Annotated in this window: 12 protein-coding genes; 7 read left to right on the top strand and 5 right to left on the bottom strand. The window is 70.4% G+C overall.

Annotated elements, in window-relative coordinates; all coding sequences use genetic code 11:
* Nucleotides 1-26 precede the first annotated feature (26 nt).
* Nucleotides 27-464 (bottom strand): DUF3052 domain-containing protein, encoded by a 438-nt coding sequence (locus ACWC2T_RS01470; RefSeq protein WP_351203372.1) that lies wholly within the window; start codon nucleotides 462-464, stop codon nucleotides 27-29.
* A gap of 434 nt (nucleotides 465-898) precedes the next feature.
* Between ACWC2T_RS01470 and aceE the strand changes: the two genes are divergently transcribed.
* Nucleotides 899-3,646, top strand: coding sequence for a pyruvate dehydrogenase (acetyl-transferring), homodimeric type (aceE, locus tag ACWC2T_RS01465; protein ID WP_450668423.1), 2,748 nt, complete (start codon nucleotides 899-901; stop codon nucleotides 3,644-3,646).
* A gap of 567 nt (nucleotides 3,647-4,213) precedes the next feature.
* On the opposite strand, the gene ACWC2T_RS01460 is transcribed toward aceE, so the two are convergent.
* Entirely contained in the window at nucleotides 4,214-5,860 is a 1,647-nt protein-coding gene (locus ACWC2T_RS01460; protein ID WP_450668422.1) for an MFS transporter, read from the bottom strand.
* A 66-nt stretch (nucleotides 5,861-5,926) separates the two neighbouring features.
* Here ACWC2T_RS01460 and ACWC2T_RS01455 point away from each other — a divergent pair, with 66 nt between their 5' ends.
* The 3 genes from ACWC2T_RS01455 to ACWC2T_RS01445 all read left to right on the top strand — a co-directional run bounded on the left by ACWC2T_RS01455 (nucleotide 5,927) and on the right by ACWC2T_RS01445 (nucleotide 8,775).
* Nucleotides 5,927-6,562 (top strand): TetR family transcriptional regulator, encoded by a 636-nt coding sequence (locus ACWC2T_RS01455; protein WP_450668421.1) that lies wholly within the window; start codon nucleotides 5,927-5,929, stop codon nucleotides 6,560-6,562.
* A gap of 83 nt (nucleotides 6,563-6,645) precedes the next feature.
* Nucleotides 6,646-7,863, top strand: coding sequence for an alpha/beta hydrolase (locus ACWC2T_RS01450; protein ID WP_450668420.1), 1,218 nt, complete (start codon nucleotides 6,646-6,648; stop codon nucleotides 7,861-7,863).
* A gap of 66 nt (nucleotides 7,864-7,929) precedes the next feature.
* Nucleotides 7,930-8,775, top strand: coding sequence for a DUF4429 domain-containing protein (locus tag ACWC2T_RS01445; RefSeq protein WP_450668419.1), 846 nt, complete (start codon nucleotides 7,930-7,932; stop codon nucleotides 8,773-8,775).
* 1 nt (nucleotide 8,776) lies between these two features.
* Here ACWC2T_RS01445 and ACWC2T_RS01440 read toward each other — a convergent pair whose 3' ends face one another.
* Together ACWC2T_RS01440 and ACWC2T_RS01435 are read right to left on the bottom strand one after the other, a co-directional pair.
* Nucleotides 8,777-9,793: an aldo/keto reductase gene (locus ACWC2T_RS01440; RefSeq protein WP_450668418.1), complete on the bottom strand. Its 1,017-nt coding sequence runs from the start codon at nucleotides 9,791-9,793 to the stop codon at nucleotides 8,777-8,779.
* A complete protein-coding gene (locus ACWC2T_RS01435; RefSeq protein ID WP_450668417.1) occupies nucleotides 9,790-10,254 on the bottom strand; it encodes a MerR family transcriptional regulator in 465 nt (154 codons plus the stop codon). Before ACWC2T_RS01435 ends, ACWC2T_RS01440 begins: the two co-directional genes overlap by 4 nt.
* Before the next feature lie 96 nt (nucleotides 10,255-10,350).
* Here ACWC2T_RS01435 and ACWC2T_RS01430 point away from each other — a divergent pair, with 96 nt between their 5' ends.
* Entirely contained in the window at nucleotides 10,351-10,827 is a 477-nt protein-coding gene (locus ACWC2T_RS01430) for a GNAT family N-acetyltransferase (RefSeq protein WP_450668416.1), read from the top strand.
* A gap of 21 nt (nucleotides 10,828-10,848) precedes the next feature.
* Nucleotides 10,849-11,670: a serine hydrolase domain-containing protein gene (locus ACWC2T_RS01425; RefSeq protein ID WP_450668415.1), complete on the top strand. Its 822-nt coding sequence runs from the start codon at nucleotides 10,849-10,851 to the stop codon at nucleotides 11,668-11,670.
* A 14-nt stretch (nucleotides 11,671-11,684) separates the two neighbouring features.
* Here ACWC2T_RS01425 and ACWC2T_RS01420 read toward each other — a convergent pair whose 3' ends face one another.
* Nucleotides 11,685-12,335: a pirin family protein gene (locus ACWC2T_RS01420; protein ID WP_450668704.1), complete on the bottom strand. Its 651-nt coding sequence runs from the start codon at nucleotides 12,333-12,335 to the stop codon at nucleotides 11,685-11,687.
* A gap of 182 nt (nucleotides 12,336-12,517) precedes the next feature.
* Between ACWC2T_RS01420 and ACWC2T_RS01415 the strand changes: the two genes are divergently transcribed.
* Nucleotides 12,518-13,735 carry a PucR family transcriptional regulator gene (locus ACWC2T_RS01415; RefSeq protein ID WP_450668414.1) on the top strand — a complete coding sequence of 406 codons (1,218 nt, stop codon included), beginning with the start codon at nucleotides 12,518-12,520 and terminating at the stop codon, nucleotides 13,733-13,735.
* The last annotated feature ends 54 nt before the right edge of the window (nucleotides 13,736-13,789 follow it).

Below are 13,789 nucleotides of genomic sequence, written 5' to 3'. Positions count from 1 at the left end.
GGCCCGTCCGGACGACGACCCTCAGGTCACTTCTTGGACTTGGCCGCCTTCGGCGTGGCCAGCCGGCTGCCGCTCCAGTCCTTGCCCACACTGACGCTCTTCGACGCCGTCAGTCCGGCCGTCGTGGCGGCGTCCTGGATGTCGCTCGGCTCCACGTACCCCGAACGGCCGGTCTTCGGCGTCAGGAGCAGGATCGCGCCGCCCTCTTCGATGTACGTGGTGGCATCCACCAGCGCATCCGTCAGGTCGCCGTCGTCGTCACGGAACCACAGCACAACGGCGTCGGCCACGTCGTCGTAGTCCTCGTCCATGAGGTCGCCTTCGATGGTTTCCTCGATGGCCTCGCGGAGCTCCTGATCGACGTCGTCGTCGTAGCCGATCTCCTGGACCACCTGCCCGGGCTGGAACCCCAGCCTGGCGGCAGGGTTCGTCCGCTCCTCCGCGTGGTCCGCGGTCGCGCTCACGGGTTGCCTCCTGATCATGTCTTGGTGAATATCTCAGCCACGCGCGTGCGCGAAGCATTGGCCGTAGTCCACACGGGCGGGACGGATCGCGCAAGTACCCGGCCGTCCGGACCGCCGAAACGGTGACGATCCGGGCCGTGTCGCCGCAACTCCTGGCACCGTATCCCGATTCCGGGTGACCCACATCACACCGATGTGCCCGGTTTGCGCCGTTCGAAATCATCTCAGAATCATCCGGTGATACGCCCCTCGAACGGCTTTGCCAAGCACGTCACACCCCGGGCGTATCGTTGCGTTTTGACCGATGGAGACCGGCGGGTGACACCGAGGAGATGACGTACACCGTCCCGAGGTACACGATGGGGGACGGTGCAGGCAGGTGCAGAAAATCGGCCCCCTGACAGGTATCGGCCCTCTGACAGGTAAGGAACAGCGTGGCTTCCGGATCCGATCGCAATCCGATCATCATTGGCGGCCTTCCGAGTCAGGTTCCTGACTTCGATCCCGAGGAAACCCAGGAGTGGCTCGACTCCCTCGACGCCGCCGTGGACGAGCGCGGCCGGGAGCGGGCCCGCTACCTCATGCTCCGGCTGATCGAGCGGGCCCGCGAGCGGCGCGTGGCCGTGCCCGAGATGCGCAGCACGGACTACGTCAACACGATCCCGACCAAGAGCGAGCCGTTCTTCCCCGGCAACGAGGAGATCGAGCGCAAGATCCTCAACGCCACCCGCTGGAACGCGGCCGTGATGGTCTCGCGCGCCCAGCGCCCCGGCATCGGCGTCGGCGGCCACATCGCCACCTTCGCCTCCTCGGCCTCGCTGTACGACGTCGGCTTCAACCACTTCTTCCGCGGCAAGGACGAGGGCGACGGCGGCGACCAGGTCTTCTTCCAGGGCCACGCCTCCCCCGGCATCTACGCGCGCGCCTACCTCCTCGACCGGCTCACCGCGGACCAGCTGGACGGCTTCCGCCAGGAGAAGTCGAAGTACCCGGACGGCCTGTCCAGCTACCCGCACCCGCGCTCGATGCCGGACTTCTGGGAGTTCCCGACGGTCTCCATGGGCCTCGGCCCGCTGGGCGCGATCTACCAGGCGCGGATGAACCGCTACATGCAGGCGCGCGGCATCGCCGACACCTCCAGGTCGCATGTGTGGGCGTTCCTCGGCGACGGCGAGATGGACGAACCGGAGTCGCTCGGCCAGCTGTCCATCGCGGCCCGGGAGGGCCTGGACAACCTGACCTTCGTCGTCAACTGCAACCTGCAGCGGCTCGACGGCCCGGTGCGCGGCAACGGCAAGATCATCCAGGAGCTGGAGTCGATCTTCCGGGGCGCCGGCTGGAACGTGATCAAGCTGATCTGGGACCGCTCCTGGGACCCGCTGCTCGCGCAGGACCGGGACGGTGTCCTGGTCAACAAGATGAACACGACCCCGGACGGGCAGTTCCAGACCTACGCCACCGAGTCCGGTGCCTACATCCGCGAGCACTTCTTCGGCGACGACCAGCGGCTGCGCGCGATGGTCGAGAACATGACCGACCACCAGATCCTGATGCTGGGCCGCGGCGGTCACGACCACCGGAAGATCTACGCGGCCTACAAGGCGGCCCTGGAGCACAAGGGCCAGCCGACGGTCATCCTGGCCAAGACCGTCAAGGGCTGGACGCTGGGCCCCAACTTCGAGGGCCGCAACGCCACGCACCAGATGAAGAAGCTGACGGTCGACGACCTCAAGCGCTTCCGGGACCGGCTGCACCTGCCGATCTCCGACAAGGAGCTGGAGTCCGGCCCGCCGCCGTACTACCACCCGGGCCGGAACACGGACGAGATCCAGTACATGCACGACATGCGCAAGCAGTGCGGCGGGTACGTCCCGACGCGCGTCGTGCGCTCCAAGCCGCTGCCGCTGCCGGACGACAAGGCGTACGCGACGGTGAAGAAGGGCACCGGCCAGCAGTCCATCGCCACGACGATGGCCTTCGTCCGGCTCCTGAAGGACCTCATGCGGGACAAGGAGATCGGCAAGCGGTTCGTACTGATCGCGCCGGACGAGTACCGCACGTTCGGCATGGACTCCTTCTTCCCGAGCGCGAAGATCTACAACCCGCTGGGCCAGCAGTACGAGTCGGTGGACCGGGAGCTGCTCCTGGCCTACAAGGAGTCGCCGACCGGCCAGATGCTGCACGACGGCATCTCCGAGGCGGGCTGTACGGCCTCCCTGATCGCGGCGGGCTCGGCCTACGCCACGCACGGCGAGCCGCTGATCCCGGTCTACGTCTTCTACTCGATGTTCGGTTTCCAGCGCACCGGCGACCAGTTCTGGCAGATGGCCGACCAGCTGGCGCGTGGATTCGTGCTGGGTGCGACCGCCGGCCGCACGACCCTGACCGGTGAGGGCCTGCAGCACGCGGACGGCCACTCGCAGCTGCTCGCCTCGACCAACCCGGCGTGCGTGGCCTACGACCCGGCGTACGCCTACGAGATCGCGCACATCGTCCAGGACGGCCTGCGCCGCATGTACGGCGCCGACGCGGACCACCCGCACGGCGAGGACGTCTTCTACTACCTGACCGTCTACAACGAGCCCATCCAGCACCCGGCCGAGCCGGCGAACGTGGACGTCGAGGGCATCCTCAAGGGCATCCACAAGCTCAGTGAGGGCACGGGCGGAACGATCCCGGCGCAGATCATGGCGTCGGGCGTGGCGGTCCCGTGGGCGCTGGAGGCACAGCAGATCCTCGCCCGGGACTGGAACGTGAGGGCGGACGTCTGGTCGGCCACCTCCTGGAACGAGCTGCGCCGCGAGGCGGTGGCGTGCGAGGAGCACAATCTGCTGCACCCGGAGGAGGAGCAGCGGGTGCCGTATGTGACGCGCAAGCTCAGCGGCGCGGAGGGGCCGTTCGTGGCCGTGTCCGACTGGATGCGATCGGTTCCGGACCAGATCGCGCGGTGGGTGCCGGGCACGTACCAGTCGCTGGGCGCGGACGGCTTCGGCTTCGCCGACACCCGGGGCGCGGCGCGGCGCTTCTTCCACATCGACGCCCAGTCGATCGTCGTCGCGGTGCTGACCGAACTGGCCCGGGAGGGCAAGGTGGACCGGTCGGCGCTGAAGCAGGCCATCGACCGGTACCAACTGCTGGACGTGTCAGCGGCGCATCCGGGGGCGGCTGGTGGCGACGCGTAGCCTCCCCCACTCTCGGCTTCACTCGAGCGGGGGCACCCCCACCGCTCGGCTTTGACCGACGGCAATCGGGGAGGATCTGCCGGTTCGCTGCCGGGCGCGGGTGATTGCGTGGCTGGTCGCGCAGTTCCCCGCGCCCCTTCGGGGCGCGGGGAAGGGGGAGTTGGGAATGCTGCCCAACGGGAACATCCGGACGCCGGGTGAGGAGGGCTGGCGGAGTTGACGGGTGCCCGGCGCTGTGGCCGGCCGGGGTGGGGTCGCTTGCCGACGCTCAAAGGCGGCGGAACTGCAACCCCCCAAGGGGCGCGGGGAACTGCGCGACCGGCCACAGCGGACCCGCACCCCGCAACGAACCGGTACCCCCACCCCAGTTGCCGAAACCGCCAAGGCGCCGCAGGCCAAGGCGCGCACCGCCCCCTCCACGGTGCGCGCCCCGCGGCCCGGTGTCCTCCCATGTCCTGCGGAGGACTTGACCCACTGTGACCCGCGAGGCGCGCCCGGTGCGAGCGATCTTTAGCGAAGTCATCCTGATAGGGGAAATCCGCCCGGAAGACGCCCGGGCGGAGAGCCTCAGATGTGGCCCACGCCCGCACCCGCCTCCGCGTTCGCACCCCGCTTGGTGAGCAGCGCGACGAGGACGGCGACCGCCGCCACGCCCGCGGCGACCAGGGAGGCGAGGCTCATGCCGGAGACGAAGGTGTGGTGGGCGACCTCGGTGATCTTCGCGGCGACCTGGTCCGGCACGCCCTTCGGCACCGGGGCGACACCGACCTGCACCGCCTGAGAGGCCTTGTCGAGCTGACCCGGGGTCAGCTGCGGCAGTCCGGCGCCGGTCCAGTTGCCCGGCAGGTCGCCGTCGACCTTGGAGGCCATCACGGCGCCCAGCACGGCCGTACCGAGGCTGCCGCCGATCTGCATGGCCGCCTGCTGGAGGCCGCCGGCCACACCCGAGAGCTCCATCGGGGCGTTGCCGACGATGACCTCCGTCGCGCCGACCATGACCGGCGCGAGGCCGAGGCCGAGCAGCGCGAACCACACCGACATCACACCGCTGCCGGTGTCGGCCTTGAGCGTCGACATGCCGTACATGGCGATCGCGGTCGCGGCCATGCCGCCGGCCAGCGGGATGCGCGGGCCGAGCTTGGTGATCGCGGCGCCGGCGAGCGGCGAACCGACGATCATCATGCCGGTGAGCGGCAGCAGGTGCAGGCCCGCGTCGATCGGGCTCATCCCGTGGACGTTCTGGAGGTAGAACGTCACGAAGAAGAGCCCGCCCATGAACGCGATGGCCATGAGGACCATCAGGACGACGCCGGCCGAGAGCGGTATCGAGCGGAAGAGACCCAGCGGGATCAGCGGCTCCGCGACCCTCGTCTCCCAGACCGAGAACAGGGCGAAGAGCACCACGGAGGCGGCGATGAAGAGCCATGTCCGGCCGTCGCCCCAGCCCCAGCTCGGCGCCTTGATCAGGGCCCAGACCAGGCAGAACATCGCGCCGGAGAGCAGCGCGATGCCGAGGACGTCGAAGGAGCGCGGCGCGCCGTGTTCATTCAGCGGGCTCCGCCCGCGGGCGGCACGGTGGTCGCGCAGGATCAGCGTGCCCAGGACCAGGGCGAGCGCGCCGACCGGCACGTTGATGAAGAACACCGACTGCCAGTTGACGTGCTCGACGAGGACGCCGCCGAGGATCGGGCCGCCCGCGGTGGACGCGCCGATGACCATGCCCCAGATGCCGATGGCCATGTTGAGCTTCTCGGCCGGGAAGGTGGCCCGCAGCAGGCCGAGGGCGGCCGGCATGAGCAGCGCGCCGAACAGGCCCTGGAAGACACGGAAGGTGACGACCGCGGCGATGCTGTGGGACAGGCCGATGGCGCCGGAGGCGGCGGCGAAGCCGGTCACGCCGATGAGGAAGGTCTGCCGGTGGCCGAAGCGGTCACCGAGCTTGCCCGCGGTGATCAGGGAGACCGCGAGGGCGAGGAAGTAGCCGTTGGTGATCCACTGCACCTGGGCGAAGGTGGCCCCCAGGTCCTTCTGGATCGCCGGGTTGGCGATCGCCACGATGGTGCCGTCGAGGGCCACCATCATGACGCCCACGGCGACGGTGATGAGGGTGAGCCAGGGATGGCCGCGCAGCCCCGCGGCCGGAGCCGACCCGAGCGGGGCGTCCGGTGCTGTGTCCCCCGGCCCCGTCGCGTCGATGGTCGTCTGACTAGTCATGCGTTCGAGCCTAGTGACAGCCTCTGACAATTGACAAACGGTTTCATCAGTCAGTAACTGACACCTATGGAAACACTGCGCGAACGCAAGAAACAGCGCACCCGGGAAGCGCTGCTACGGGCCGCTCTGGAGCTGTTCACGACCCAGGGGTACGAGCACACGACCGTCGACGAGATCGCCGAGGCCGTCGACGTCTCGCAGCGCACCTTCTTCCGTTACTTCGCGGGCAAGGAGGACGCGGCCTTCGCGGTCCAGGCGATGACGGAGGAGCGCTTCGTCGAGGCCGTACGCGCACGTCCGCCGCACGAGGCGCCGCTTCAGGCGCTGCGGCAGGCGGTACTGGAGGGCTGGGACGGGATACGGGAGACCGTCGAGACGGCCGTCCCGGTGGAGCTGTACCTGCGCATGTACCGGACGATCGAGTCGACGCCCGCGCTGCTCGCCGCCCATCTGCGCCGCTCGGCGACCACGGAGGAGACGATCGCGCGGCTGCTGGCCGAGCGCGAGGGCGTGGACGTGGACGCCGACCCCAGGCCGCGGCTGGCCGTGGCCGTCTTCGGCGGAGTGATAAGGGTCACCGAACGGCAGTGGTGCACCGGCGACGACTTCAGCCTGGAGGCCATCCGTCAACTCACCGCGTCCTACCTCGATCTGGTGGATTCGGCACTCATCGGGAACTGGCGCTCAAATCAAGATCGTTGACACCGCGTTCGACGCCTGACGAAACGTGATACCTGTCACTCGGTTACCCCGAGACCCTCCCGTTCTCCTAGTGTGTCCTCCCAGTGACTTCCTTCGACACCTCCCCGCAACTGAACGTCTGGCGCGCCCTGCTGGCGCTGGCCGTGGTCTTCGTGATGCTCGCGACCACCGGCTGGACCGCCCTGCACAGCCACAGGGAGTCGACCGCACTGCAGGCCTCGCTCGCCAAGTGGCGGCACGGCAGCATCCACGGCCTCCATCTGCCGGACCCCAAGGCCGCCCCGGCCCGGCTCGGTCGCTTCTTCGCCGCCCTCTCCCCCGAGGACCAGGACCGTCTCGCCCGCCGCTACCCGCTCGCGGTCGGCAACATGAACGGCGCCCCGGTCTCCTTGCGCTACCGCGCCAACCACATCGCCATGGAGCAGCAGCGCGAGGTCGAGAAGGAGCGCATGCGCGACAGCCGGCTCAGCGCGGCCGGACAGCAGGACGCGGGCCGTCGTATGCACCGCTACGAGGACCTGTTGAGCCCCGGCCGGCAGATCCTCGCCTTCGACCCCGAGGGCTCGGGCCGTATCGCCGAGGTGTTCGGGGATCTGGACACGGCGCAGCGGATCTCGGTCGTCGTCCCCGGTGTCGACACCGATCTGCTCACCTTCCAGCGGACCAACCGCGAGTACACCGCCCCGGTCGGCATGGCCAAGGCGCTGTACGCGGCGGAGCGCGCGCAGAGTCCCGCGACCCGTACGGCCGTGATCGCCTGGGCCGACTACACCGCGCCCGACGGACTCGGCGTGGACGCGGCCACGGGGCTGCGCGCGGAGGACGGCGCCCTGCGGCTGAACGCGCTGCTGGGCGGCCTGCCCGGCCGTGCCCCGGTGGCGATGGTCTGCCACAGCTACGGCTCCGTGGTCTGCGGGGTGGCCGCGCACGACATGCCGCGCCGGGTGACCGACATAGCGGTGGCCGCGAGCCCCGGCATGCGGGTCTCCAGCGCCTCCCATCTGGACACCACGGCCCGGGTGTGGGCCATGCGGGACGCCAGCGACTGGATCCAGGACGTGCCGTATCTGGAGCTCGGCGGGCTCGGGCACGGCGCGGATCCGGTGTCCTCGGCGTTCGGTGCGCGGGTGCTGTCCGCCCGGGACGCGCAGGGTCACGCCGGCTATTTCCAGCCGGGCACCGACAGTCTGCGCAACCTCGCCGACGTCGGCGTCGGGGCGTACGGCGAGGTGACGTGCGCTCGCGAGGACGACCTGTGCCAGGCCGGTGTGTCCGGCACTACCACGGCCGGACGCGCGTAGAAACAGCAGGAAGTGCGGTCTGCGCGGGTGGCGACGGAGGAGCACGTGCCGCATACGATGAGCCGCATGGGTGACGTACTGGCGGGGTTTCATGCCGTCTGGGAGTTCGAGTCCAACTCCGTGCTCATCCGTTACGAACGGGGGATTCGGACACCGAAGCTGTTCCAGGCGCTCGGGGAGCGGCGGATTGCGCTGTCCGCGGTCGAGGGCGTGACGCTCTCCCCGGGCAGGCGCGGCACGGTCGTCCTGCGGCTGCTGCCCCGCGCCGGTGCGGATCCGCTGCTGGAGGCGGCGGCCGGGCAGCTGAAGGAGGGCTCCGATCCGTACCGGCTGGTGCTGCCGGCCGAGCGGGAGACGCTCGCCGAGTACTACGCCGACGAACTTAAGGGCCTGTTGACGGAGTCCGGGCCCACCGACCGCCATCTGGTGCCGGCGCCCGAGGGGCCGCTGTCGTTCAAGGCGTACGACGGGAAGGCGAGCTTCGACGGTACGGCCGTGCAGTTCCGCTGGTCCTGGACGGGGGCGTCCTCGGCGAAGTGGAAGGCGGGCGACCAGAGCTTTCCGGTCACGGAACTGAGCGGGGTGGAGTGGCGGTCGCCGGAGGTGTTCGAGGGACACCTCCGGCTGGTGCGGCGCTCGGCCGAGTCGGCCGCCCTGCCGCCCGACCAGGACCCGGGAGCCGTGGTCTTCGGGCTGGGGTACGGCCCGGTGCACGAGTCGCTGCCGTTCGCCGCGGCCGTCCTGGCCGCCGTACGCACGCGGGGGCCGGTACCCGTGGCACCGGCCCCGTCCCGGCGCGACCCCGCCGACATCGCCGAACGGATCCGCCATCTCGGGGAGTTGCACCAGGCCGGGTTGGTCACCGACGAGGAGTTCTCCGCCAAGAAGGCGGCGTTGCTGGCGGAACTCTGAGTCATTCCCTTCCGGCGGAAGTGAACGTCATGTCCGCGTAGCGCTCTCCGGCCACCTTGGCCGCGATCGGCTCCAGTTGGGCGAGCTCCGCATCCGTCAGGACGATGGCCGTCGCCGCCGCGTTCTCCGCCACCCGGTGCGGCTTGCGGGTGCCCGGGATCGGGACGACCGGGAGGGCGTCGAGCGTGGCGCGCTGCTGCACCCAGGCCAGGGCGATCTGGCCGGGGGTGGCGTCATGTGCCTCGGCGATCGCACGGACCGGCTCCAGCAGCGCCGCGTTGGCGCTCGCGTTGGCGCCGGTGAAGCGGGGCTGCTGACGGCGGAAGTCGTCGGCCGTGAGCTCCTGTTCGGCGTGGGTGAAGGAACCGGTGAGGAAGCCGCGGCCGAGCGGCGAGTACGGCACCAGGGCCACGCCCAGGTCCCGCGCGGCCGGTACGACCTTCGCCTCGATGTCCCGGCTGAACAGGGACCACTCCGACTGCACGGCCGCGATCGGGTGCACGGCGTGCGCGGCGCGCAGCTCGCCGGCGGTGACCTCGCTCAGCCCGAGGTGCTTGACCTTGCCCTCGCGGACCAGCTCCGCCATCGTGCCGACGGTCTCCTCGATGGGGACGTTCACATCGCGGCGGTGCATGTAGTACAGGTCGATCACGTCGACGCCGAGCCGCTTCAGGCTGGCCTCGACGGCCTGGCGGATGTACGGCGCGTCGTTGCGGATGATCCGCTTGGTCGGGTCGTCCTTCGGGATCGACAGGGCGAACTTGGTGGCGATGACCACCTCGTCGCAGTGCGCCGCGAAGAACGGGGCCAGGAACCGCTCGTTCTCCCCGGCGCCGTACGCGTCCGCCGTGTCGTACAGCGTCACACCGAGCTCCAGCGCCCGCTCCAGCGCGGCGCGGGCCTGGCCGGCGTCGGTGGGGCCGTAGGCGAAGCTCATGCCCATGCAGCCGAGGCCCTGGACGCCGACCTCCGGTCCGCTCTCGCCCAGCCGTACCGTCGGAATCCTGGCGTCGGTCATCGCGTGGTCCCCTCCATCGCGTAGAAACTGATCTTGCGGTCGAGTACGGCGAGCGTGTCCCGCAGCTCGGCGATCCTGTTCAGGACGTCCCGGCGGGTCGACTCCAGCAGCTCCCGCCGTTCCCCGTAGGTGCTCTCGCCCTCCCGGACCAGCTCCGCGTACCGGACCATGTCCGCCACCGGCATGCCGGTCAGCCGCAGCTTGGTCACGAAGTCCAGCCAGTCCAGATCGCGGTTGCTGTAGCGCCGCTGGCCGGTGTGCGAGCGGTCCACGTGCGGCATCAGGCCGATCCGCTCGTACCAGCGCAGGGTGTGCGCGGTCAGGCCGGTGAACGCGACGACCTCGCTGATCGTGTAGCGGTCCTGGCCGTCGGGGCGCGGATGGCGTCTGGGCGGGGCGGAGCAGATGTCTGCGGGGGCCGTGCGTTCGGTGTCCGCCGGCGTGGTCTGCATCACCGTCATGACCACAACGCTATGGGGTTGGAGTGCACTCCAAGCAAGCGGATCAGGTAAGAAATCGGCGGACGCGGAGAGGCGCTCCTGGTTAGCGTGCGGGGCATGAGTCTCGTACGCCGGGCCACGCCCGAGGATGCCATGGAAGTGCTGCGTCTGCGCCAGGTGATGATCGACTCGCTGGGCAGCGGAGGCGGCACAGGACTCACCGACTGGCACTCCGAGTCGCTGCCGACGCTGCGGGAGCGGCTCGCCGAGGCCGACGGGGACTTCGTGGCCTTCGTCGTGGACCATCCGGACCGGCCGGGGGCGCTGGCAGCGCTGGTGGCAGGGACGCTGGAGTACCGGATGGGGCGGGCCGGGAACCCGCACGGACGGGTGGGGTACGTCTTCAGCGTCGCCACCGACCCGGACGCACGGCGGCGGGGGTACGCGCGCGCCTGCATGGAGGAGCTGCTGGAGTGGTTCCGGGCCCGGGGCGCCGCCCAGGTCGACCTCAACGCGTCCGCCGACGCGGAGCCGCTGTACGCCTCGCTGGGCTTCGTACGGAAGCCGGACCCCTCGATGCGGTTGCAGCTGTGAGCCGGCATTAGGCTCGCCGGCATGTCGTTGCAGAGCCTGGCGCTGATCGAGAACTGGCCCGTCCCCACCGCCGCGGCGGGTGTCGTACGAGCCGACGGGACCGTCCTCGGGACGCACGGCCCCGCCGGGTACCGCTTTCCGCTCGCCTCGGTCACCAAGCCGCTGGCCGCGTACGCGGCGCTGGTCGCGTACGAGGAGGGCGCGATCGAGCTGGACGAGCCGGCCGGGCCGCCCGGCTCGACCGTCCGCCACCTCCTCGCGCACACCTCCGGGCTGGCCTTCGACGAGCACCGGGTGACGGCGCCTCCTGGTGAGCGCCGCCTCTACTCCAATGCCGGGTTCGAGCAGCTCGGGGACCACATTGCCAAGGCGACGGACATTCCGTTCGCCGAGTATCTGCGGCAGGCGGTGCTGGAGCCGCTGGGCATGACGGCCACCTCCCTGGAGGGCTCCCCGGCGAAGGACGGCGTGTCCACGGTGGCCGACCTCCTGCGGTTCGCGGCGGAGGTGCAGGCGCCGCGGCTGCTGGATCCGCGGACGGTGGCCGAGGCGATGAGCGTGCAGTACCCGGGGACGAAGGGGGTGCTGCCGGGGTACGGCCACCAGAACCCGAACGACTGGGGGCTGGGCTTCGAGATCCGGGGCGCCAAGTCGCCGCACTGGACGGGAAGTTCCTCGTCACCGCGCACCTTTGGGCATTTCGGGCAGGCCGGTACGTTCCTGTGGATCGACCCGGACGCGGGAGTGGCGTGCGCCGCACTGACCGACAGGGCGTTCGGGCCGTGGGCGATCGAGGCGTGGCCGGTCTTCACGGATGCGGTGCTCGGGGAGCTGCGGGGCTGACGCACCGCCCGCGGCTACGACATCTCCCACATCAGCAGCTCCGCCGAGCTCGCCCCCACCGCCTCCAGGCCCCTCGCGTCGGTGATCCGCGCCGAGTCCCCCGCGTCCAGTTCCTCCTCCCCCAGCCGGACGGCACCCCGCACCACGTGGACGTACACGTACGCCCCGTCCGGCACCGCCGTCCGCTCCCCCGCCGCCAGGCGCCGTATGTGAAGCATCGCGCCGGCCTCCGGGACGGCGTAGGGCGTGGAGTCGGCGATGCCCGGGATGATCTCGTACGACGGCTCACCGCCCGGCTCCCGTGGGGCCAGCCACATCTGGACGAAGGTGAGCGGCGACGAGCCGTCGTTGCGTTCCACGTGCCGGACGCCCGCCGCCGCGCTGAGGTGCTGGACGTCGCCGGGGCGGACCTTCGTCCCGCGGCCGGTGGAGTCGCGGTGGGTCAGCTCGCCCTCGACGACCCAGGTGACGATCTCGGTGTGGCTGTGCGGGTGTTCGTCGAAGCCGGCACCGGGCGCGAGCCGCTCCTCGTTGCAGGCGATGACCGCGCCGAAGCGGAGGTTGTCGGGGTCGTAGTGGGGGCCGAAGGAAAAGGCGTGCCAGGACTCGATCCCGGCCTCCGGCTCGCCCCCCGGGTAGCGCTCGTCGGCGCGCCGTACGTCCATCACGGGCACCACGTTAGCCCGGCCGGGCAGGGGCAAGGGCCCACCGAACATACGGCGAGGGCCCACCAACGCCCACTGTCCCGACGCCACCGGCCGCGAGGGAGGCGCCCCCGTAGGCGACCGAGCCATCAAGCACAGCCCCGGCGGCACACGGTCCCGTCCCGATAAGGCAGTCTTGTCCCGTGCCCGAACCCGAATCCCGCAGCCGCGAACCTCACGCCCATCACCACGCACTCGACGTCCACCCGCACGCCGCGACCCTGAAGCGGCTGGAGAAGTCCTCCGGGTCGCTCGCCGCACAGGCCATCGCGCGGATGGACGAGACCCTGCCGTGGTACCGGGCCATGCCCCCGGAGAACCGTTCCTGGATCGGGCTCGTGGCCCAGGCGGGCATCGCGGCCTTCACCGAGTGGTTCCGGCACCCGGACGCCCCCCAGGCGATCTCGACCGATGTCTTCGGTACCGCGCCGCGCGAGCTGACCCGGGCCATCACGCTGCGGCAGACCGTGGAGATGGTGCGCACCACCATCGAGGTCATGGAGTCGGCGATCGACGAGGTGGCCGCGCCGGGTGACGAGAGCGTGCTGCGGGAGGCGCTGCTCGTGTACGCCCGGGAGATCGCCTTCGCCACGGCGCAGGTCTACGCCCAGGCCGCCGAGGCACGCGGTGCCTGGGACGCGCGGCTGGAGTCGCTGGTCGTCAACGCCGTGCTGAGCGGGGAGGCCGACGAAGGGGCGGTGAGCCGGGCCGCCGCGCTCGGCTGGAACTCACCGGAGCATGTGTGTGTCGTGCTGGGAACGGCGCCGGACGGCGACAGTGAGCTGACCGTCGAGGCCATCCGGCGGGCCGCCCGGCATGCCAAGTTGCAGGTGCTCACGGGGGTTCTCGGGGATCGGCTCGTCGTCATCGCCGGAGGCAGCAGCAACCCGCTCGCCGTCGCCAAGTCGCTGATCGGTCCCTTTGCCGCCGGACCGGTGGTCGCGGGGCCCGTCGTACCCGATCTGCTGGCCGCCACGCGGTCGGCGCAGGCCGCCGCCGCGGGCCTGAAGGCGTGTTCGGCCTGGCAGGACGCGCCGCGGCCGGTGCTGGCGGACGATCTGCTGCCGGAGCGCGCGATCGCGGGCGATCCGAGCGCCCGGGAGCAGTTGGTGGAGGAGATCTACAGACCTCTCGAAGAGGCCGGTTCGGCGCTGCTGGAAACCCTGAGTGTGTATCTGGAGCAGGCGAGCAGCCTGGAGGGCGCGGCCCGGATGCTCTTCGTTCACCCGAACACCGTGCGCTACCGGCTCAGACGTGTGACTGACGTCACCGGCTGGTCGCCATCGGATGTACGATCCGCGTTCACGCTGCGGATCGCGCTCATCCTCGGGCGTCTGGCCGACGGCGAGACTCCGGCATAGGTTTTGTCGGGGGCCCACAAAAGCCCTTCGTGTTCTTCGTCCCTGTCCCCACGG

It is taken from the genome of Streptomyces sp. NPDC001393 (assembly GCF_053597455.1).
The sequence above is the reverse complement of the archived record's forward strand: the minus strand, read 5'-3'. Positions and strand labels throughout refer to the sequence as shown.